Here is a 19,718-nt window from a genome sequence, read left to right as displayed (position 1 = left end):
GTGACCAGAGTCATTCGCATGGGCACGCGTGGTTCGAAGCTCGCGCTGACCCAGACCGGCACGGTGGCCGACGCGCTGCGCGCCACCGGCGTCGAGGTCGAGATCGTCAAGGTGACCACCCCCGGCGACAAGTCGATGGCGCCGATCGCGACGATCGGTGTCGGCGTGTTCACCTCCGCGCTGCGGGAAGCCTTGCTGCGCGGCGAAGTCGACGTCATCGTCCACTCGTACAAGGACCTGCCGACCGCGCCGGAGCCGGGCATCACGCTGGCCGCCGTGCCGCCGCGGGAAGACCCGCGGGACGCGTTGATCGCGCGTGACGGCCTCACGCTGGGCGAGCTGCCGCCGGGGTCCACAGTGGGCACCGGGGCCGCCCGGCGCACCGCGCAGCTGCGCGCACTGGGTCTCGGTTTGGAAATCGTGCCGATTCGCGGCAATATCGACACCCGCATGCGCAAGGTGACCGACGGCGAGCTCGACGCCGTGGTGCTCGCGCGTGCCGGACTGGCCAGGGTCGGACTGGTCGAGGTGATCACCGAGACCCTCGACCCGATCCAGATGCTGCCCGCGCCCGCACAGGGCGCGCTGGCGGTGGAGTGCCGGTCCGCCGACGTGGACATCGAGCAGCTGCTCGCGTCCACAGTGGACGACGAGGGCACGCGGGTCGCGGTGACGGCCGAGCGGGCCCTGCTGGCCGCGCTCGAGGCGGGGTGCAGCGCGCCGGTGGGCGCGCTCGCCGAGATCGTCGAAGATCTCGACGCCGACGGCAAGGTCGTGGAACGGATCTCGCTGCGCGGCACCGCCGCGGTGGACGGCGAGAACGGCGCGGTGGACATGGTCCGGGCCTCCGCGCTGGCCGACAAGGACCAGGCCGCCCAGCTGGGCAAGGACCTGGCCGCCGAGCTGCTGGACCTCGGAGCCGGAGCCCTCTCCGGTCCCGCTCAGTAGCGCTCTCGCGAGCGCTTCGAAGAAGACGTAGGAGACCTGCGTCCGTGCGACCCCGCGCGGCCGCCGCAAGAGGAGAAACGCACAGATGACCCCCGCGCGAAAAACCACCGGGCGCGTAGCGTTCGTGGGCTCCGGGCCCGGCGACGCCGGCCTGCTCACGGTCCGTGCCCAGGAGCTGCTGACCAAGGCCGAGGTCGTGGTGACCGACCCCGACGTGCCCCAGGCCGTGCTGGCCATGGCCGCCGAGGGCGCCGAGGTCCGGCCCGCCGTCGGCGAGGCCACCGAGGTCGCCAAGGACCTGACCGCCGAAGCGAAGGCCGGCCGGCTGGTGCTGCGGCTGGTCGCGGGCGACCCGCTGACCACCCCGGCCGTGGTGGCCGAGGTCCAGGCGGTCGCGCGCACGAGCGCCGTGTTCGACGTCATCCCGGGCGTCTCCCCGGCTGCGGCCGTCCCGGCGTACGCGGGCGTCGCGCTGGGCGGCACGCACACCGAGGTCGACGTCCGCGGCGACGTCGACTGGGCGGCACTGGCCGCCGCGCCCGGCCCGCTGGTGCTGCACGCGACGTCGGCCCACCTGGCCGAGGCCGCGTCGGCGCTGACCGGCAACGGCGTCCCGGCGTCGACTCCGGTCGCGGTCACCGCGAACGGCACCATCAACACCCAGCGCACGCTCGACACCACGCTCGAGAAGGTCGCCAACGACGCGGGCGAGCTCGTCGGCCCGCTGATCGTCACGATCGGCCAGGCCGCCGGGCACCGCTCGAAGCTGTCGTGGTGGGAGTCGCGCGCGCTCTACGGCTGGAAGGTCCTGGTGCCGCGCACCAAGGAGCAGGCCGGCGAGATGGCCGAGCGCCTGCGCGGCCACGGCGCGACGTCGCACGAGGTCCCGACCATCTCGGTCGAGCCGCCCCGCAGCCCGGCGCAGATGGAGCGCTCGGTCAAGGGCCTGGTCGACGGCCGCTACCAGTGGATCGTCTTCACCTCCACCAACGCGGTCCGCGCGGTGTGGGAGAAGTTCGAGGAGTTCGGGCTCGATGCCCGTGCGTTCTCCGGCGTGAAGATCGCCTGCGTCGGCGAATCGACGGCGGCGAAGGTGCGCTCGTTCGGCATCATCCCGGAGCTGATCCCCTCGGGCGAGCAGTCCTCGGAAGGCCTGCTGGCCGAGTTCCCGCCGTACGACGACGTCCTGGACCCGGTCGACCGCGTGCTGCTGCCGCGGGCCGACATCGCCACGGAGACGCTGTCGGCCGGCCTGCGCGAGCGCGGCTGGGAGATCGACGACGTGACGGCCTACCGGACCGTCCGGGCCGCGCCGCCGCCCGCCGAGACCCGCGAGATGATCAAGACCGGCGGTTTCGACGCGGTCTGCTTCACCTCGTCTTCGACCGTGCGGAACCTCGTCGGCATCGCCGGCAAGCCGCACACCCGCACGCTGGTCGCGTGCATCGGCCCGAAGACGGCGGAGACCGCCGTCGAGTTCGGGCTGCGAGTGGACGTCCAGCCGGAGAAGGCCGACGTGCCGCACCTGGTGGACGCGCTGGCGGAGCACGCGGCGCGGCTTCGCGCCGAGGGTGCGCTGCCGCCGCCGCGGAAGGCGAAGCGGGCCCGCCGCTCCTGAGGTTCGCGTAGTTCGTGAAGGCCACCTTGAGCTCCTCGAGGTGGCCTTCACGCTTTCGCGGAAACGACCGGAGTAACCTGGTCGGAGTGTTCCCCGAGCATCGTCCCCGCAGGCTTCGCACCACCCCGGCCATGCGCAGGCTGGTGGGCGAAACCACGCTGCGGCCACGCCAGCTGATCCTCCCGATGTTCGTCGCCGAAGGGCTCGACTCGCCGCGGCCGATCTCGAGCATGCCGGGCGTTGTCCAGCACACCCGGGACACGCTGCGGAAGGCCGCCGTCGACGCGGTCAACGCCGGGGTCGGCGGGCTCATGCTCTTCGGCATTCCGCAGACCCGCGACGCCGAGGGCTCCGGGGCCGTCGACGAAAACGGGATCCTCAACGTCGCCCTGCGCGATCTGCGCCACGAGCTCGGTGACGCCACCGTGCTGATGGCCGACACCTGCCTCGACGAGTTCACCGACCACGGCCACTGCGGCGTCCTGGACGCCGACGGCGGGGTCGACAACGACGCCACCCTGCGGCTGTACGCCGAGATGGCCGTCGCGCAGGCCGAAGCCGGGGCGCACGTGCTCGGGCCGTCCGGGATGATGGACGGGCAGATCGGGGTCATCCGGCGGGCGCTCGACGAGGTCGGGCACAGCGACAAGGCCATCCTCGCCTACTCCGCGAAGTACGCCAGCGCGTTCTACGGCCCCTTCCGCGAGGCCGTCGATTCGCAGCTCAAGGGCGACCGCAAGACCTACCAGCAGGACCCCGGCAACGGCCGCGAGGCGCTGCGCGAGATCGAGCTCGACCTCGCCGAGGGCGCGGACATGGTCATGGTCAAGCCGGCGCTGGCCTACCTGGACGTGATCAAAGCGGCGGCGGACATCTCGCCGGTGCCGGTGGCCGCGTACAACATCTCCGGCGAGTACGCGATGGTCGAAGCCGCCGCGGCGAACGGCTGGCTGGATCGGGAACGGACCGTCCTCGAGGTGCTCACCTCGATCCGCCGGGCCGGTGCCGACATGATCCTCACGTATTGGGCCGCGGAAGCTGCTGCCTGGCTCGACTGACCCGTTAGAGTCCACGCCGTGGAAGACAAAGAGGACCTCACCGGTCTGACCGACGACGAACGCCGCAAGAAGGGCCGCTCGCCGGATCCGGTGCTGCCGGGGCAGAAGGCGCCCAAGGCGACGCCGCCGCGGCCGGTGGCCCTGTCGTTCTGGCTGTGGCTCGCCGGTGGCGTGGTGCTCATCCTCAGCTACGTCCAGCTGCTGAGCAGCAAGTCGGCCGTCATCGACCAGTTCGTGAAGGCGACCACCGACTCGAAGTACACGCCGCAGATGATCGCGGACGGCGTCACGACGCTGCTGTGGTACCTGCTCGGCGGCGCGGTCGTGTTCGTGCTGCTGTTCCTGCTCTTCGCGTACAAGGCCCGCGAAGGCACCCGCTCGGCGCGGACGGTGCTGACCATCCTGCCGATCGTGATGCTGCTGCTGATCATGACGATCGCGCCGATCATCAACTACCTGACGCTGGTCTCGGTGCTGCTGTTCGTGATCGCGCTGGTGATGATGTACCTGCCGTCGGTCGCGAGCTACTTCCCGAAGGCCGGCCGCAAGCCGTGAGTGACCGGCTCTACGCCGAGTCCGGTGTGAGCTGGGGCGCCGTCGTCTGGGGCCCGGTGTTCGCGGTCGTCGGCGCGCTGTTCGAGCTGGTGACGGGCGGTCCGGTGCACGTCGTCGGCTGGCTGCTGGTCGGCGCCGGGCTGTGCGTGATCACGGTGCCGTGGGTGTACGCGCGACGCCGCTTCCTCTCCCTCGAGGTGACGACGAAGCAGCTTCGCCAGGGCCGCGAGAAGGTCCCGGCGGACCAGCTCGTCTCGGTCACGGACGTCGGTGCCCCGGTCGGCGCCCGCGTGCTCGGTGGCGGCTGGTCGGTGCCGCGGAAGTACGACTCGCTGCCGGTGGAGCTCGCGGACGGCACCGTCGTGCTGGCGTGGGCGAAGGACGTCGAGGCCTTGCAGGACGCGCTCGACCGGCTCGTCCGGGCGACGCCGACGGAAGCATGAGAAAATCCCCGCTGTGATCGACCTTCCGCAGCCCACCGGGGCCGAGCTCTGGCCGCCGGAAGAACCCGGCCCGCAGGCCCGGCTGAACAAGCCGTGGCGGCTGCTCGTCGCCGTCGTGGAGGTCGTGCTGGCCGTGGCCGCCGGGTGGGCGGCCTACGCGCTCTGGCACTCCGGCGCCGCCACCGTCGTCACCCGCACCGACGACGGCGCCGTGCTCGAGTCCCACCGGTACTTCGGCGGGTCGCTCGCCGCGGCCATCGGGCTCGGCACCGTGGCCGCGCTGCTGCTGGTCGACGCGGTCCGTCAGCTGCTGCTCGCGATGCGTGCGCGGCAGCTCAAGCGCAAGGACTGATACACAGCTCCCGCACAGGGAACCCCCAGTCAATTGCTAAGCGGCGGTCCCAAGGTTGCCGCATGACGCGCGGGCGTGCCTCGAAGGCATGGGTGATCAACGGTGCTCTGGTCGTACTGCTGGCCGGAGCCGGTTTCGGGATATACCAGGCATTCAGCCCCGAACCGAGCACGGCGCAGGCGCAGTCGCGCAGCACCCCGGTGCGGCGGGCGACGGTCACCGAGACCATCTCCGCCGCCGGGACGCTCGCCAGCAGCTACACCGGCGCGGCGAACTTCTCGAGCGCCGGCAAGGTCACCTCGATCGACGTGAAGGTCGGCGACGTCGTGAGCGCCGGCCAGAAGCTCGCCACCATCGACAGCACGCAGGCGGCGAAACAGCTTCAGGTCGCGAAGGCGAACCTCGCGGTCGCGCAGGACAGCCTGGACTCCGCCGAAGACGCCGAAGACACCCCGGCCACCGGGCAGAACAGCCAGAACGGCACGCAATCGGCGGCGAACAGCGTCACCTCGGCGCAGGCCAAGCTCGACCAGGCCCAGCTGGACGTCCAGACCGCGCAGGAAACCCTGGACAACACGACGCTCTACGCGCCCGGTGCCGGCACCGTCACCGCGGTCAACGGCACCGTCGGGCAGCAGTCCTCCAGCGGCTCGGCGAGCAGCGGCGCCGGCAGTTCCCCGTCGTCGAGCGGCAGCGGTCAGGGCGGCCAGGGCTCGTCGAACAGCGCCGCGTCGAGCAGTTCCAGCTCCGGCAGCAGCGGCTTCATCACCATCACGAACATGACCGGCCTGGTCGTGAACACCTCGGTCGCCGAGATCGACGTCAGCAAGGTCAAGGCCGGCCAGAAGGCCACGGTGACGCTCAACGCGCTGCCGGACAAGCCGGTCCAGGCCACCGTGTCGAGCGTCAACCTGACCCCGACCACGAGCGGCAGCGTCGTCTCCTACGGCGCCCAGCTCGCGCTGACCGACCCGCCGGACGGGCTGCGGCCCGGCCAGTCCGCGAGCGTCGTGATCACCGTCGCCTCCGCCGACAACGCGCTGAGCGTGCCGGCCGCGGCCGTGACGACCGCGGGCAACACCAACGTCGTCACCGTGCAGGAGAACGGCCGGAACGTGACGCGCCAGGTGCAGGTCGGCCTCCGCGGCGAGTCGACCGTGCAGATCACCTCCGGGCTGACCGAGGGCGAGAACGTCGTGCTCACCGGGACGTCTTCGGCCACCGGCACCGGCCGGACCGGCACCGGGACGGGCGGCACCGGCGGGTTCCCCGGCGGCGGGACCGGTGGGTTCCCGGGCGGCGGCCAGCGCGGCACGGGCACGGGTGCCGGCGGCGGATTCGGCGGCCGCGGGTGAAGCCGGTGATCGCGGTCTCCGGGCTGCGCAAGACCTACGGCGCCGGCGAGACGGCGGTGCACGCCCTGCGCGGCGTCGAGCTCACCGTCTGGCCGGGCGAGTACGTCGCCATCATGGGTGCGTCCGGCTCGGGGAAGTCGACGCTGCTGAACATGCTGGGCTGCCTCGACGTCCCGACGTCCGGCCAGTACCTCTTGGACGGCTTCGGCGTCGGACGGCTGAACGAGCGGCAATTGGCGTTGCTGCGCAACCGGAAGATCGGTTTCATCTTCCAGTCCTTCAACCTGGTGCCGCGGACGTCCGCGTTGTCCAATGTGGAGCTCCCACTCGTCTACAGTGGACTCAAGCGGTCGGAGCGGCGGCGGCGCGCGCTGGCGGCGCTGGAGATGGTCGGGCTGTCCGACCGGGCCAAGCACCTGCCCAGCGAGCTGTCCGGCGGGCAGATCCAGCGCGTCGCCGTGGCGCGGGCGCTGGTCACCGGCCCGGCGATGCTGCTGGCCGACGAGCCGACCGGCAACCTCGACCGGCGCAGCACCGAAGACGTCCTCGGTGTGTTCGACCGGCTCAACTCCCTCGGGCGCACCATCGTCGTCATCACGCACGAGGACGAGGTCGCCGCGCACGCGCACCGCGTGGTGCGGGTCGACGACGGGCTCATCGTGTCGGACGAGGTCACGCGCGCCGTGGGAGCGGTCTCGTGAACCTCCTCGAAATCCTGCGCTTCGCCGTCCGCGGGCTCACCGCGAACAAGCTGCGCTCGGCGCTCACCACGCTCGGCATCACCATCGGCGTCGCCGCGGTGATCCTGCTCGTCGCGGTCGGCAACGGCGCGTCCGCGGCCATCGCGGCCAGCATCCAGGGCCTGGGCACCAACGTCGTCAACGTCTCGCCGGCGCGCGGCGGCGGGCAGGGCGCGTCCGCGCGGCCGCTGACCGTGCAGGACGCCCACGCGCTCGTCGACCCCGTCGGCGCCCCCGACGTCAAGGCCGCGTCGCCGGTGGTGAACACGACGGCGACCGCGACCTACGGGCAGACGTCGTACGACATCTCGAGCGTCGCGGGCACCGAACCGGCGTACTTCGCGACGACGAACCGCGACCTCGCCCAGGGGCAGCTGTTCACCGCCGAAGACGTCACGGCCGCGCGGAAGGTCGTCGTGCTCGGCCCGACGACGGCGGAGTCGATCTTCGGCACCGCTGACCCGGTCGGCAGGAACGTGCTGCTCAACAGCATCCAGTTCACCGTGATCGGGGTGCTGCAGGCCAAGGGCAGCACCGGGCTGCAGAACGCCGACGACGTCGCCATCGCGCCGATCTCGGCCGTCCAGAACTCCCTCGCCGGGTACGGCAGCCTCAGCCAGATCGCCGTCCAGGCCACGAGCGCCGACTCCGTCTCGCTGGCCCAGTCGGAGATCACCGCGATCCTCAACGCCCGTCACGGCATCCGGCTCGGCGGCACCGCCGACTACCAGATCCAGAACTCCGAGCAGCTGCTCGCGACCCGGACGTCGGCGACCGAGACGTTCACCGTGCTGCTGGCCGCGGTCGCGGCGATCTCGCTGCTGGTCGGCGGCATCGGCGTCACCAACATCATGCTGGTCACGGTGACCGAGCGGATCCGCGAGATCGGCATCCGCAAGGCCATCGGCGCCCCGCGCGCGGCCATCCTCGGCCAGTTCCTCGCCGAAGCGACCATGCTCAGCCTGTTCGGCGGGCTGCTCGGCGTCGCGATCGGGCTGATCGGCAGCCGGTTCACCATCTCCGGGATCAAGCCCGTCGTGGTGCCGTCGTCGATCCTGCTCGCTTTCGCCGTATCCGCCCTGATCGGGCTGTTCTTCGGCAGCTTCCCGGCGAACCGGGCCGCCAAGCTGCGGCCGATCGACGCGCTGCGTCACGAATAAGGAGTCTCCGATGTCCTCGCCCGTACCCGACCCCGCACTTTCACGTGAAAGTGCGACTTTGCCGCACAAAGCTGCACTTTCACGTGAAAGTGCGGCGGAGGAGATCGTGGCGGCACCGGCGGTCGATGGTGACCTGAACGCCGAGATGCGCCGGGCCGCGAAGCCGTTCTCGCGCAGCACGCTGGTGCTGGCCGGGCTCGTCGTCCTCGCGATCGCGTTCGGCGGTGGCGCCTGGACGCACGCGGCGTTCGGCTCGTCGTCCTCCTCGGCACCGACCCGCCCGGCCGGCGGCACCCAGGGCGGCCAGCAGGCCGGCACCGGGCAGCAGGGCGGCGGCTTCCGCGGCGCCGGCGGGCGCGGCACCACCGGCACGGTCGACCGCGTCGAGGGCACCACCGTGTACGTCAAGACCGCGCAGGGCACCGACGTCAAGGTGTCCACATCGGACTCGACCGCGGTCGGGGTGACCCAGCGGGGCAAGCTGGCCGACCTCAAGCCGGGCTCGACCGTCGTCGTCCAGGGGCAGGCGGGCGACGACGGCACGGTGACCGCGCAGGCCATCACCCAGGAGGCGGCGCGCTAGTTGAGGGCGACGATCGCCGCGTTGAGGGCGGTCGCGTAGCCGATCCAGGCGAGGTACGGCACCAGCAGCACCGCGGCGAGCCTGGACCGGCGGCCGAACAGGACGATCGTCACGACCACCACGACGTCCAGCACGATGATGTCGACGAGCGCCGCCGTGGCCGCGCCGCCTTCGAAGAAGAGCGGCGTCCACAGCAGGTTGGCCAGCAGGCCGATGCCGTACGCGGCGAACCCCCGGGTCTCGCCGTCCGTGCGCCAGTACAGCCAGCCGGACAGGGCGATGGTGACGTACAGCACCGTCCACACGGGACCGAACCAGGACGCCGGTGCCGCCCACGACGGCTGTTCGAGCCGCGCGTAGACGTCCTTCGCCGAGGTCGCGGCCAGTGCGGCGACCACGGCCACGACGGCGACGACACCGAAGAACCCGGCCAGCACCAGCCACGGGTTGCGGTGCGGCACGCGATCGGTCACCGGCTGTTCCCCTCCCGGGCGGCGTCCGGCCATCTTAGGGCGGTTTGCCACACTGGGCAGGTGAGCACTGGAACCGAGCAGTCCAAGGCATGGTTCGAACGCGCGAAGGCGGCCATCCCGGGCGGGGTGAACTCGCCGGTCCGGGCCTTCAACTCGGTCGGCGGCACGCCGCGGTTCATGGTCCGCGGCGAGGGCCCGCACCTGTGGGACGCCGACGGCAACCGCTACGTCGACCTGGTCTCCTCCTGGGGCCCGATGATCCTGGGCCACGCGCACCCGCACGTCGTCGAGGCGGCGCGCGCGGCGGCGACGTCCGGGCTGTCGTTCGGCACCCCGACGATCGGCGAAGTCGAGCTGGCCGAGGAGATCATCGGCCGCGTCGAACCCGTCGAGCGGATCCGGCTGGTCAACTCGGGCACCGAGGCCACGATGAGCGCGATCCGGCTGGCCCGCGGGTTCACCGGGCGCTCGAAGATCGTGAAGTTCGCCGGGTGTTACCACGGTCACGTCGACGCGCTGCTCGCCCAGGCCGGCTCCGGCGTCGCGACGCTCGGGCTGCCGACGTCGCCGGGCGTCACCGGCGCCCAGGCCGGGGACACGCTGGTGCTGCCCTACAACGACCTCGACGCCGTCCGGAAGTCCTTTGCGGACAACCCGGGTGAGATCGCCGCGGTGATCACCGAGGCCGCGGCCGGGAACATGGGCGCGATCGCGCCGGACGAAGGCTTCAACGCGGGCCTGCGCGACATCGCCCACGAGCACGGCGCGCTGCTGGTCATGGACGAGGTGATGACCGGGTTCCGCGTCTCGCGCGCGGGCTGGTTCGGCCTCGAAGGCGTGGCCGGCGACCTCTACACGTTCGGCAAGGTGATGTCCGGTGGCCTGCCGGCGGCGGCCTTCGGCGGCCGCGCCGACGTGATGGCCAAGCTCGCCCCGGGCGGGCCGGTCTACCAGGCCGGGACGCTGTCCGGGAACCCCGTCGCGGTGGCCACGGGCCTCGCGACGCTGCGCGCGGCCGACCACGCCGTGTACGCGGCGCTCGATGCCAACGCGAAGCGCCTCGGCGACCTCTTCCGCCGCGAACTGAGCGCCGCCGGGGTCGCGAACACCGTCCAGTACGCGGGCAACCTGGTGAGCGTGTTCTTCGGCGACCGGCCGGTGCGCGACTACGCCGGCGCGCAGGCGTCCGAGACGTGGCGGTACCCGGCGTTCTTCCACGTGCTGCTCGACGCGGGCGTGTACGGGCCGCCCAGCGCGTACGAAGCCTGGTTCGTCAACGCGGCCATGGACGACGAAGCGTTCTCGGTGATCGAAGCGGCCCTGCCCGCGGCGGCGCGCGCGGCGGCGGAGGCGGTCAAGTGACGACCGTCGTCCACATGCTGCGCCACGGCGAAGTGCACAACCCCGAGAAGATCCTCTACGGCCGGCTGCCGGGCTACCGGCTGTCCGAGCGCGGGCAGCGCCAGGCGCTGACGGTCGCCGAGGCCGTCGCGGGCCACGACCTCGTGCACGTCGTCGCGTCGCCGCTGCAGCGCGCGCAGGAGACGGCGGGCCCGATCGCCGCCGCGCACCGGCTCGACATCGCGACCGACGAGGACCTGATCGAGGCGGGCAACCAGTTCGAGGGCCTGCACGTGGCGGTCGGCGACGGCGCGCTGCGGGAGCCGCGGCACTGGCCGAAGCTGGTCAACCCGTTCAAGCCGTCGTGGGGCGAGCCGTACCTGGAGATCGCGCACCGGATGCTCGGCGCGGTCCACCGCGCGCGGGAGGCGGCGGACGGTCACGAGGCGCTGTGCGTCTCGCACCAGCTGCCGATCTGGACGTTGCGGCGGTTCCTCGAGGGCAAGAAGCTGTGGCACGACCCGCGCCGCCGCCAGTGCTCGCTGGCGTCGTTGACGTCGCTGGTCTTCGACGGCGACTCGCTGCGGGAGATCGTCTACAGCGAGCCCGCTGGCACGACCGACCCGAAGGTGACCGGCGCATGAAACGGCTGGTCGTGGCGGCCGTGGCGGTGCTCGCGCTGGCCGGCTGCAGCGCGGGCAAGGACGCGGTGGTGCAGGGGAGCAGCTTCAGCTTCGTCTCCCCGGGCGGCAAGGTCGACATCACCTACGACGTCGCCCAGCGCCAGACCGCCCCGGTCCTGGCCGGCGACGACCTGATGCACGAGGGCAAGCAGCTGTCGCTGGCGGACTTCCCGGGCAAGGTCGTGGTGCTGAACCTGTGGGGTCAGTGGTGCGGGCCGTGCCGCACGGAGGTGCCGGAGCTGGAGTCGCTGGCCAAGCAGGCCCCGGGCACCCAGGTGGTCGGCATCGACGTCCGCGACCCGGCCCGCGAGGTGGCCCAGGACTTCGTCCGCGACCGGCAGCTGACGTACCCGTCGATCTACGACCCGGACGGCCGGGTCCTGCTCAAGCTGAGCGGCTACCCGCGCAACATCATCCCGTCGACGATCGTCCTGGACAAGCAACACCGCGTGGCGGCGGTGTTCCTGCGGCCGGTCCTGCCCCAGGACCTGCTCCCGGTCACGCAGCGCCTGGAGGCCGAGCCCGCCTGACGGCGGGACCTACGTCCTGATCTGCTGTGACCGAGGTCCTGTGAAGCGGCCCCGGCGTTCTCACCAGGACCTCACTGCCTACCCTCAACGGGGTGAACTCCGTGACCGAGCTGGCGATCTCCGGACCGCTGCTGCTCGCTGCGGGCGTCGCGCTGCTGGCCGGGGCCATCTCCTTCGCCTCGCCCTGCGTGGTGCCGCTCGTGCCGGGGTACCTCGCGTACCTCGCCGCGCTCGTCGGGGCGGACGCGCCCGCGGTCAGCGCCGGCGAAGAGCGCAAGCAGGGGCGGTGGGCCGTTCTCGGGGCCGCCCTGCTCTTCGTGCTCGGGTTCACCGTCGTCTTCGTCGCCACGTTCGGCACGCTCGTCTGGCTGGCCGACACCCTCGTCGTCAACCAGGACCTCCTCCAGCGCATCGGCGGCGTCCTCACCATCGCCATGGCGCTGGTCTTCCTCGGCTGGATCCCCGGCCTGCAGCGCGACGTCCGCTCGCACCGCGTCCCGGGCGGCGGCGTCTGGGGCGCCCCCGTGCTCGGCGCGATCTTCGGGCTCGGCTGGACGCCCTGCATCGGCCCGACGCTCTCGGCCGTCACGACGCTGGCCAGCGCCACCGGCGGTGCCGAAGCCCGCGGGTACCTGCTGATCGCCGTCTACTGCCTCGGCCTCGGGCTGCCGTTCCTGCTCATCGCGCTCGGCGCCCGCTGGGCCGTGCGCGCCACCGACTGGGTGCGCCGGCACGGCCGCCAGGTGCAGATCTTCGGCGGCGTGCTGCTGATGATCGTCGGCATCCTGCTGGTCACCGGCGTGTGGGGAGATCTGATGGGCTGGCTCCGCAACGAGCTCGCCGGCAACCTGGAGCTGCCGCTGTGACCACCACGGAAGCGCCCCCGAAGACCCCGCGAGGCCCGACGCCCGCGAAGCGCACCTTCGCCTTCGTCCGCAACACCTGGCGCGGCCTGACGTCGATGCGCACCGCGCTCGTCCTGCTGTTCCTCCTCGCGCTGGCCGCCCTGCCGGGTGCGCTGCTGCCGCAGCGGAAGCTCAACGCCCCCAAGGTCGACGAGTACATCGGCGCCCACGGCTGGTGGGGCACCCTGCTCGACAAGCTCGAGTTCTACGACGTCTACTCCAGCATCTGGTTCTCGGCCATCTACCTGCTGCTGATGATCTCGCTGATCGGCTGCCTGACCCCGCGCAGCTTCGAGTACGTCAAGGCGATGCGCGCCAAGCCGGTGCTGACCCCGCGCAACCTGGCCCGGATGCCGCACTACCGGCTCGGCCGCGGCAAGGCCGACGTGTCAGACACTGCCGCCGAAGTCGCCGCCGTCCACAAGCACCTGTCGGGCTGGCGCCGGGTCGAGCGCGAAGAGGCCGACGGCGTCCGCACGATCTCCGCCGAACGCGGGTTCCTGCGCGAGACCGGCAACCTCGTCTTCCACTTCAGCATGCTCGGCCTGATCGTGTTCTTCGCGCTGGGCAAGATGTTCGGCTACGAGGGCCAGGTCATCGTCCAGGCCGACGGCGACAGCTTCTGCAACTCCGGCATCTACAACTACGACTCCTTCAACGCCGGGCTGCGTGTCGACGGCACCGACCTCGACCCGTTCTGCGTGAAGGTCGACGACTTCACCGTGCGGTACACCCCGGCCGGCGAGCCGGAGTACTACCACGCGAACATCCAGTACCAGTCCGGCGAAGACCTCGAAACGAACACCTGGCGCCCGTACGGCCTCGAGGTCAACTCGCCGCTGCGCACCGCCGGCGACCGCGTCTACCTGCTCGGCCAGGGCTACTCGCCGCAGTTCACGGTCACCTTCCCCAACGGCGACAAGCGCACCCAGAACACCCAGTGGCGCACGGTCGACCCGACCACGATGCTCGCCGAAGGCGCGACGAAGTTCGACCAGCCGGGCGTCACCGACGAGGTGCAGCGGCGGACCCGCCAGCTCGCCGTCACCGGCCTGTTCGCGCCGACGTCGTTCATGCACGGCAACGTCCTGACGTCCTCGGCGCCGGAGCTGAACGACCCGTCCGTGGCCGTCGACATCATGCGCGGCGACCTCGGCCTCGACGCCGGGCGCGGGCAGTCGGTGTTCGAGATCGACCAGTCGCTCGTCGACGACGGCAGGCTGAAGAAGGTCGCCCGCGAGAACCTCAAGGTCGGCCAGGAGATCAAGCTCGACGACGGCACGAAGGTCCGCTTCGACGGCGTCAACCACTGGGTTTCCCTGCAGGTGTCCCACGACCCGACGCAGGGGTTCGTGCTCGGCTTCGCCATCGCGATGTTCCTCGGCCTCGGCGCGTCACTGCTGGTCAAGCGGCGGCGGCTGTGGGTGCGGGTGAAGCCGGGGACCGAAGACCACCCGGGTACCGTCATCGAGGTCGCCGGGCTGGCCCGCACGGACCAGGCCGGGTACGGCGAAGAGTTCCACCGGATCAGTGAACGCCTGATCAGTGGTCAGAAGGGCTGAGGCATGCCGATCAACGAGACGCTGTCGCAGTACAGCGACTGGCTGTACACCACCGCCGCGGCGATCTACGTCGTCGCGCTGATGATGACGCTGATCGAGCAGGGCTTCGGCGCCAAGGGCCGGCTGGCCATGGAACGCGCCCAGCGCCGCTCGCGCGAGCTGGTCGGCGCCGGCGGCCCGCCCATCGAGGAGCTCCCGGCCGCGCAGCGCACGGCAGGCCGCCCCGAGCGGATCGGCAAGATGGGCGCGTCGCTGCTCGTGCTCGGCGCGGTGCTGCAGCTCTCGGCGATCGTGCTGCGCGGGCTCGCCGTGCACCGCGCGCCGTGGGGCAACATGTACGAGTACGGCATGGCGGTCACCTTCATCACGGTGGTCACCTGGATCCTCGTGATGTGGAAGTTCCCGGTCCGCCACCTCACCGGCTTCCTGCTGCTGCCCGTCGTGATCCTGATGTTCATCAACGGCACGCTGCTGTACACGATCGCGGCGCCGGTCCAGCCCGCGCTGCAGTCGTACTGGCTGGTCATCCACGTCTCGGCGGCGATCATCGGCTCCGGCGTCTTCCTCGTGCCGGGTGTCGCGAGCGTCCTCTACCTGTTCCGCGCGGCCTACGAGAAGGACGAGACGAAGTTCGCCCGGTTCGCCTCGAAGCTGCCCGCGGCCGACGTCCTCGACCGGATCGCCTACCGGACCACCATCTTCGCCTTCCCGGTGTTCACCTTCGGCGTGCTCTGCGGCGCCGTCTGGGCCGAGTCGGCGTGGGGCCGGTTCTGGGGCTGGGACCCCAAGGAGACCGTCGCGTTCATCGCCTGGGTGGTCTACGCGGCCTACCTGCACTCGCGCGCGACGGCGGGCTGGCGCGGCGCCCGGGCCGCGGCCATCAACATCGTCGGGTTCGCCGCGATCATCTTCAACCTGTTCTTCGTGAACCTCGTCACCGCGGGCCTGCACTCCTACGCCGGGGTGGGCTGAGCGTCCCGCGGGTTCGCCGACTACCGTCGTCGCCAGGGGGAATGATGTCGGGGCGAGTGCGCGGAGGTTTACACCGGTGACCGGACCCAGCGAAGAATCGGCTCCTGGCCACCCCGAACAGGCCGACCCGGCCGCTGCCCCGCAGCAACCGGGCCTGTTCGCCGACGACCGGACGGACTCCCACCCGCACCCGGAGACGTCCGGGGCCTTCGACGCGCAGCCCACGCAGGCCGTCCCGCCGCCGCCCAACCCGGCGGTGTCCGGCCCGCACCAGGTGAACCCGGCCGTGTCGGGTCCGCACCAGGTGAACCCGGCCGTCTCGGGTCCGCACCAGGTGAACCCGGCCGTGTCCGGGCCGCACCAGGTGCCGCCGGGGCCCCAGTACGGCTACGACCAGAACCTGCCCCCGCTGCAGCCGCAGTACGGTGACCCGGCCCAGCAGTACGCCCAGGCCCAGGCGCAGTACCCGCAGCAGCCCCAGCAGCCTTCGGGCCTGCCGCAGCCCCAGGGCGGGCGGCACGCGGCGCCGCCGCAGCCGGGCCACGGCCACGACCTGTCCACCGCGCACCTGGTCAAGCAGGTCAAGCGGCCCCCGCAGTCCGGCTGGCGCAAGGCGCTCTACGTCGGCAGCGGCAAGCTGGTCAACCCGGGGGAGAGCCCGGCGGACACCCGCCGCCGCGAGCTCATCGCGCGCGTCAACCAGCCCCTGCGCGGCTGCTACAAGATCGCGATGCTGTCGCTCAAGGGCGGCGTCGGCAAGACGACGGTGACCACGACGCTGGGTGCGACGTTCGCCTCCCTGCGCGGTGACCGCGTCGTCGCCGTGGACGCCAACCCGGACCGCGGGACGCTGTCGCAGAAGCTCCCGCTGGAGACCACCGCGACGGTCCGCCACCTGCTGCGCGACGCGGCCCGCATCACGCGCTACAGCGACGTCCGGTCCTACACGTCCCAGGGCTCCAGCCGGCTGGAAATCCTCGCCAGCGAGCAGGACCCGGCCGTGTCGGAGGCCTTCTCCGAGGACGACTACCGGCGCACGGTCAACCTGCTGGAGCACTTCTACAACATCGTGCTCACCGACTGCGGCACCGGACTGATGCACTCGGCGATGAAGGGCGTCCTGGACGTCGCGGACGCGCTGGTGGTGGTCTCGTCCGGTTCGGTCGACGGTGCCCGCAGCGCCTCGGCGACCCTGGACTGGCTCGAGGCCCACGGCTACGGCGAGCTGGTCAAGCGCTCGGTCGCGGTGATCAACTCGGTCCGCCCCAAGGGCGGTTCGGTCGACCTCGACAAGCTCTCGGCCCACTTCGGCGCGAAGGTCCGGGCGGTCTGCAAGGTGCCCTTCGACCCGCACCTGGAGGAAGGCGCGGAGATCGAGCTGGACCGCCTGAGCGGCGACACCCGCCTCTCCCTGCTGGAGCTGGCGGCCACGGTCGCCGACGGCTTCGCGACCCCGCTCTCGCAGGGCTACCGGTAAAGCCCGCTCCGGAGCCGGGACCCGGGGTGCTCGAAGGTCGCGAATGAGTCATTGGCGACCTCTGGCGTCCCGAACGAGTCATTCGCGACCCGGGAACCCGGCCGCGTCCGGTCAGCCGGGTTCGCGGCGGTGGGGTCGGCGAAGGTAAAGCCGTGGGGGTGGCCCGGAGGGCACTCGGCCGCGGGTGGAGGCCGGTCCGGCAGGGGAGCGGCGGGCGTGGACCCGCGAGGGCTCAGCCGTCTTCGTCCCGGCGCTTGCGCTGCTGTTCGGCCAGCTGGCGCAGGAAGTCGGGGTCGTCGTCCGGGGCGAGCGGGGCGCGGCGCGGGGTCGACGGCACCATCCGCTGACCGGCGAACGACCGCCACAGGAGCAGGGCGACGACCAGCGCGCCGACCGCCGCGAGCAGAGCGAGCATGCCGGATCCTTCCGTGTGGGTCCCCCGAGGTTAGCCTCTTCAGCCGGGTTTGGGCGCCAACGTCGTCGTGCGGGTGACGACGGCAACGACAAAGGGCCGCGCGGGACGGGGTGGTTCCCCGTACCCGACACGGCCCTGCGCCGGAGGTGGTTCAGGCGTTGCGCGCCGGTTCGCTGGCGTCGGTGGTCAGCTCGGCCAGGAGCTCGTTCACCTCGGACTCCCGGAACCGCCGGTGCCCGCCCGGGGTCCGGATCGAGCCGATCCGCCCCGCCGTCGCCCACCGCGTCACCGTCTTGGGGTCCACCCGGAACAGCGCTGCCACCTCGCCTGGGGTGAGCAGGCGTCCGCCCATCGTCGCGGTCATTTTCCGCCTCCTTAACGAACTCACTGCTATACCGGAGGCATCCGGGCCCTTCTGCCCGTCGCGCCGGGGTAGCCAACACGGCAATCGTTGCACTTCACCCGTCGGGTACTCGAACGGTTGTCCAAGAGTAAAGAGCCCTTAAAGGTCAAAACGGACAGTTTGTTTACGGTGTGCAACTAAAATTTCGTGACGTGAAGTGCGGGAACGCCGTTCGCGCGGGTCACCGGCAGCGAGGTGTGGTGCCAATGGGGGATTGTCCAACCGCATAGAGTGATCCCCGTGGATCAGTTGGACCGGAAGATCATCGCGGCGTTGCGTATCAACGGACGGGCCACCTACGCCGATCTCGGGCGGGCCGTCGGGCTGTCCGCGTCATCGGTGCACGAGCGGGTCGGCAAGCTGGAAGCCGCCGGCGTGATCACCGGCTACCACGCGGTCGTGGACCCGAGCTCGGTCGGGCTCGGCGTCACCGCCCTCGTCGGCATCCATCCCACCGACACCGCGACCGAGGACGACGTCGCCCAAGCGCTCGGCGAGCTCGACGAGGTCGAGAGCTGCTACGCGGTGGCGGGCGACGAAGCGTTCGTCGTCAAGGTGCGCGTGGCGACCGTCGACGACCTGGAGCGGGCCCTGGGCCGGCTCCGGCGCATCCCCGGCGTCGGGCGGACGAACACCACGGTCGTGCTCTCGACGCGGTTCGAGGGGCGCCCGAACAACGCGGGCCTGCAGAAGGACCGGGCGGGCGGGGCGTAGCCTGCGTTGGTGTGAGCGACGAGAAGGCCGGAAACCTGCCGCGTGACCTGACGCTGTACCTGCTGGCGCGGTTCGTGCTGGTCGGGGCGATCGCGTGGGGCCTGTCCCTGGCCGGCGTGCCGCTGCTGGTGGCGCTGCTCATCGGCCTGGTCGTCGGGCTCCCGCTCGGCCTGCTGCTCTTCCGCGGCCTCAACGCCCGCGTCACGGCCGGCCTGGCGAAGCGCAACGAGAAGCGCGCCCGGGCCCGTGCCCAGCTGCGCGCCCAGCTCCGCGGGGACACCGCCGGGCAGCCGGAGTGAGCCGCCCGCACAGCCGCAGCTGGGTCCGCGAGGCCGTCCGCATCATCGAGGCCGACGCCAACCGCAGCGCCGACACGCACCTGCACGTCTTCCCGCTGCCCCCGGAGTGGGGCATCGACCTCTACCTCAAGGACGAGTCCGTCCACCCGACCGGCTCGCTCAAGCACCGCCTGGCCCGGTCGCTGCTCCTCTACGGGCTGGTCAACGGCCACATCGGGCCGGACACCGTGCTCGTCGAGGCCTCCAGCGGCTCGACCGCGGTGTCCGAGGCCTACTTCGCCCGCATGCTCGGGCTGCGCTTCATCACCGTCGTGCCGCGCAAGACGTCGAGGGAGAAGATCGCCCTCATCGAGTTCTACGGCGGCGAGTGCCACTACGTCGACGAAGCCCCGGCGATGTACCCCGAGGCCGAGCGGCTCGCGGCCGAGTGCGACGGGCACTACCTCGACCAGTTCACCTACGCCGAGCGCGCGACCGACTGGCGCGGCAACAACAACATCGCCGAGTCGGTGTTCGCGCAGATGCGCTCGGAGCGCCACCCGGTGCCCAGCTGGATCGTCGTCGGCGCGGGCACCGGCGGCACGAGCGCGACCTTCGGCCGGTACGTCCGCTACAAGCGGCACACCACGAAGGTCTGCGTCGTCGACCCGGAGAACTCGTCGTTCTACGGCGCCTGGGAGACCGGCGCGCTCGACTACGCCACCGGCATGCCGTCCCGGATCGAAGGCATCGGGCGCCCGCGCTGCGAGCCGTCGTTCGTGCCGGGCGTCATCGACGAGATGTTCCGGATCCCCGACGCGGGCTCCCTGGCGGCCATCCGCCTGCTGCGCGAGCGCACCGGCCACTGGGCGGGTGGCTCGACCGGCACCAACCTCTACGGCGCGTTCCGGCTCATCTCCCGGATGGTCGAGGACGGCCAGGCGGGCAGCGTCGTGACGCTGCTCTGCGACGGCGGCGAGCGGTACGCGCACACGTACTACAACGACGACTGGCTGGCGCAGCAGGGCCTGGACCTGGCCCCGCACACGGCGTTGTTCGAGGAGTTCCTGACGACCGGGAAGTTCTTCGCCCCGGAGGGTTAGAGGCCGAGCGCGACGGCGGTCGTGGTCGCCATAAATGGCACACGCTCGCT

23 protein-coding genes are annotated in these 19,718 nt (G+C 71.5%); 20 read left to right on the top strand and 3 right to left on the bottom strand.

Annotated elements, in window-relative coordinates; all coding sequences use genetic code 11:
• The 10 genes from hemC to MUY14_RS34140 all read left to right on the top strand — a co-directional run bounded on the left by hemC (position 1) and on the right by MUY14_RS34140 (position 8,812).
• A complete protein-coding gene (gene hemC / locus MUY14_RS34185) occupies positions 1–948 on the top strand; it encodes a hydroxymethylbilane synthase (RefSeq protein ID WP_247015384.1) in 948 nt (315 codons plus the stop codon).
• Positions 949–1,033: 85 nt separating this feature from the next.
• On the top strand, positions 1,034–2,566 hold the full coding sequence (locus MUY14_RS34180) for a bifunctional uroporphyrinogen-III C-methyltransferase/uroporphyrinogen-III synthase (RefSeq protein WP_247015382.1): 1,533 nt from the start codon (positions 1,034–1,036) through the stop codon (positions 2,564–2,566).
• A gap of 86 nt (positions 2,567–2,652) precedes the next feature.
• Positions 2,653–3,624, top strand: coding sequence for a porphobilinogen synthase (hemB, locus tag MUY14_RS34175; RefSeq protein ID WP_247015380.1), 972 nt, complete (start codon positions 2,653–2,655; stop codon positions 3,622–3,624).
• An 18-nt stretch (positions 3,625–3,642) separates the two neighbouring features.
• Positions 3,643–4,179: a hypothetical protein gene (locus MUY14_RS34170; RefSeq protein ID WP_247015378.1), complete on the top strand. Its 537-nt coding sequence runs from the start codon at positions 3,643–3,645 to the stop codon at positions 4,177–4,179.
• The gene (locus tag MUY14_RS34165) at positions 4,176–4,622 is read left to right on the top strand and encodes a hypothetical protein (RefSeq protein WP_247015376.1); all 447 of its coding nucleotides are present in this window, start codon (positions 4,176–4,178) and stop codon (positions 4,620–4,622) included. The genes MUY14_RS34170 and MUY14_RS34165 overlap by 4 nt, the downstream gene beginning before the upstream one ends.
• A gap of 13 nt (positions 4,623–4,635) precedes the next feature.
• A complete protein-coding gene (locus MUY14_RS34160) occupies positions 4,636–4,974 on the top strand; it encodes a hypothetical protein (RefSeq protein ID WP_247015374.1) in 339 nt (112 codons plus the stop codon).
• A 62-nt stretch (positions 4,975–5,036) separates the two neighbouring features.
• Positions 5,037–6,329 (top strand): efflux RND transporter periplasmic adaptor subunit, encoded by a 1,293-nt coding sequence (locus tag MUY14_RS34155; protein WP_247015372.1) that lies wholly within the window; start codon positions 5,037–5,039, stop codon positions 6,327–6,329.
• Positions 6,326–7,030 (top strand): ABC transporter ATP-binding protein, encoded by a 705-nt coding sequence (locus MUY14_RS34150; protein ID WP_281506203.1) that lies wholly within the window; start codon positions 6,326–6,328, stop codon positions 7,028–7,030. The genes MUY14_RS34155 and MUY14_RS34150 overlap by 4 nt, the downstream gene beginning before the upstream one ends.
• Positions 7,027–8,229: an ABC transporter permease gene (locus tag MUY14_RS34145; RefSeq protein WP_247015368.1), complete on the top strand. Its 1,203-nt coding sequence runs from the start codon at positions 7,027–7,029 to the stop codon at positions 8,227–8,229. The genes MUY14_RS34150 and MUY14_RS34145 overlap by 4 nt, the downstream gene beginning before the upstream one ends.
• Before the next feature lie 10 nt (positions 8,230–8,239).
• On the top strand, positions 8,240–8,812 hold the full coding sequence (locus tag MUY14_RS34140) for a hypothetical protein (RefSeq protein ID WP_247015366.1): 573 nt from the start codon (positions 8,240–8,242) through the stop codon (positions 8,810–8,812).
• Here the strand turns inward: MUY14_RS34140 and MUY14_RS34135 are convergent.
• A complete protein-coding gene (locus tag MUY14_RS34135; protein WP_247015364.1) occupies positions 8,809–9,285 on the bottom strand; it encodes a TspO/MBR family protein in 477 nt (158 codons plus the stop codon). The two genes, MUY14_RS34140 and MUY14_RS34135, sit on opposite strands and share 4 nt — an antisense overlap.
• A gap of 60 nt (positions 9,286–9,345) precedes the next feature.
• Here MUY14_RS34135 and hemL point away from each other — a divergent pair, with 60 nt between their 5' ends.
• The 7 genes from hemL to MUY14_RS34100 all read left to right on the top strand — a co-directional run bounded on the left by hemL (position 9,346) and on the right by MUY14_RS34100 (position 16,755).
• Positions 9,346–10,647 carry a glutamate-1-semialdehyde 2,1-aminomutase gene (gene hemL / locus MUY14_RS34130; RefSeq protein WP_247015362.1) on the top strand — a complete coding sequence of 434 codons (1,302 nt, stop codon included), beginning with the start codon at positions 9,346–9,348 and terminating at the stop codon, positions 10,645–10,647.
• Positions 10,644–11,270, top strand: coding sequence for a histidine phosphatase family protein (locus tag MUY14_RS34125; protein ID WP_247015360.1), 627 nt, complete (start codon positions 10,644–10,646; stop codon positions 11,268–11,270). The genes hemL and MUY14_RS34125 overlap by 4 nt, the downstream gene beginning before the upstream one ends.
• Positions 11,267–11,839: a TlpA disulfide reductase family protein gene (locus MUY14_RS34120; protein WP_247015347.1), complete on the top strand. Its 573-nt coding sequence runs from the start codon at positions 11,267–11,269 to the stop codon at positions 11,837–11,839. The genes MUY14_RS34125 and MUY14_RS34120 overlap by 4 nt, the downstream gene beginning before the upstream one ends.
• Positions 11,840–11,931: 92 nt before the next feature.
• On the top strand, positions 11,932–12,705 hold the full coding sequence (locus MUY14_RS34115; RefSeq protein WP_247015345.1) for a cytochrome c biogenesis CcdA family protein: 774 nt from the start codon (positions 11,932–11,934) through the stop codon (positions 12,703–12,705).
• A complete protein-coding gene (locus MUY14_RS34110) occupies positions 12,702–14,306 on the top strand; it encodes a cytochrome c biogenesis protein ResB (RefSeq protein WP_247015343.1) in 1,605 nt (534 codons plus the stop codon). The genes MUY14_RS34115 and MUY14_RS34110 overlap by 4 nt, the downstream gene beginning before the upstream one ends.
• Before the next feature lie 3 nt (positions 14,307–14,309).
• Positions 14,310–15,278, top strand: coding sequence for a c-type cytochrome biogenesis protein CcsB (gene ccsB / locus MUY14_RS34105; RefSeq protein WP_247015341.1), 969 nt, complete (start codon positions 14,310–14,312; stop codon positions 15,276–15,278).
• 76 nt (positions 15,279–15,354) lie between these two features.
• Entirely contained in the window at positions 15,355–16,755 is a 1,401-nt protein-coding gene (locus MUY14_RS34100) for a MinD/ParA family protein (protein ID WP_247015339.1), read from the top strand.
• Between the two features lie 232 nt (positions 16,756–16,987).
• Here the strand turns inward: MUY14_RS34100 and MUY14_RS34095 are convergent, their stop codons facing one another.
• Both MUY14_RS34095 and MUY14_RS34090 read right to left on the bottom strand, forming a co-directional pair.
• Entirely contained in the window at positions 16,988–17,170 is a 183-nt protein-coding gene (locus MUY14_RS34095; protein WP_247015337.1) for a hypothetical protein, read from the bottom strand.
• A gap of 151 nt (positions 17,171–17,321) precedes the next feature.
• Positions 17,322–17,534 (bottom strand): BldC family transcriptional regulator, encoded by a 213-nt coding sequence (locus tag MUY14_RS34090; protein WP_003081896.1) that lies wholly within the window; start codon positions 17,532–17,534, stop codon positions 17,322–17,324.
• 279 nt (positions 17,535–17,813) lie between these two features.
• Between MUY14_RS34090 and MUY14_RS34085 the strand changes: the two genes are divergently transcribed.
• The 3 genes from MUY14_RS34085 to MUY14_RS34075 are packed head-to-tail and all read left to right on the top strand — an operon-like array spanning position 17,814 to position 19,668.
• The gene (locus MUY14_RS34085; RefSeq protein WP_247015334.1) at positions 17,814–18,287 is read left to right on the top strand and encodes an Lrp/AsnC family transcriptional regulator; all 474 of its coding nucleotides are present in this window, start codon (positions 17,814–17,816) and stop codon (positions 18,285–18,287) included.
• Between the two features lie 11 nt (positions 18,288–18,298).
• Complete coding sequence (locus MUY14_RS34080) at positions 18,299–18,586, top strand: DUF4229 domain-containing protein (RefSeq protein WP_247015332.1); 288 nt, start codon at positions 18,299–18,301, stop codon at positions 18,584–18,586.
• A complete protein-coding gene (locus tag MUY14_RS34075) occupies positions 18,583–19,668 on the top strand; it encodes a PLP-dependent cysteine synthase family protein (protein ID WP_247015330.1) in 1,086 nt (361 codons plus the stop codon). Before MUY14_RS34080 ends, MUY14_RS34075 begins: the two co-directional genes overlap by 4 nt.
• Positions 19,669–19,718: the final 50 nt, after the last annotated feature.

It is taken from the genome of Amycolatopsis sp. FBCC-B4732 (assembly GCF_023008405.1).
GTDB lineage: Bacteria > Actinomycetota > Actinomycetes > Mycobacteriales > Pseudonocardiaceae > Amycolatopsis > Amycolatopsis pretoriensis_A.
Note: the sequence above shows the minus strand (reverse complement) of the source record. Positions and strands in the feature narration are given on the sequence as shown.

Excerpts from the sequence above, each read along its gene's own strand:
- MUY14_RS34180 (WP_247015382.1), top strand. The coding sequence starts at position 1,034 with ATGACCCCCGCGCGAAAAACCACCGGGCGCGTAGCGTTCGTGGGCTCC.
- MUY14_RS34155 (WP_247015372.1), top strand. The coding sequence starts at position 5,037 with ATGACGCGCGGGCGTGCCTCGAAGGCATGGGTGATCAACGGTGCTCTG.
- MUY14_RS34140 (WP_247015366.1), top strand. The coding sequence starts at position 8,240 with ATGTCCTCGCCCGTACCCGACCCCGCACTTTCACGTGAAAGTGCGACT.
- MUY14_RS34120 (WP_247015347.1), top strand. The coding sequence starts at position 11,267 with ATGAAACGGCTGGTCGTGGCGGCCGTGGCGGTGCTCGCGCTGGCCGGC.
- ccsB (WP_247015341.1), top strand. The coding sequence starts at position 14,310 with ATGCCGATCAACGAGACGCTGTCGCAGTACAGCGACTGGCTGTACACC.
- MUY14_RS34095 (WP_247015337.1), bottom strand. The coding sequence starts at position 17,170 with ATGCTCGCTCTGCTCGCGGCGGTCGGCGCGCTGGTCGTCGCCCTGCTC.
- MUY14_RS34090 (WP_003081896.1), bottom strand. The coding sequence starts at position 17,534 with ATGACCGCGACGATGGGCGGACGCCTGCTCACCCCAGGCGAGGTGGCA.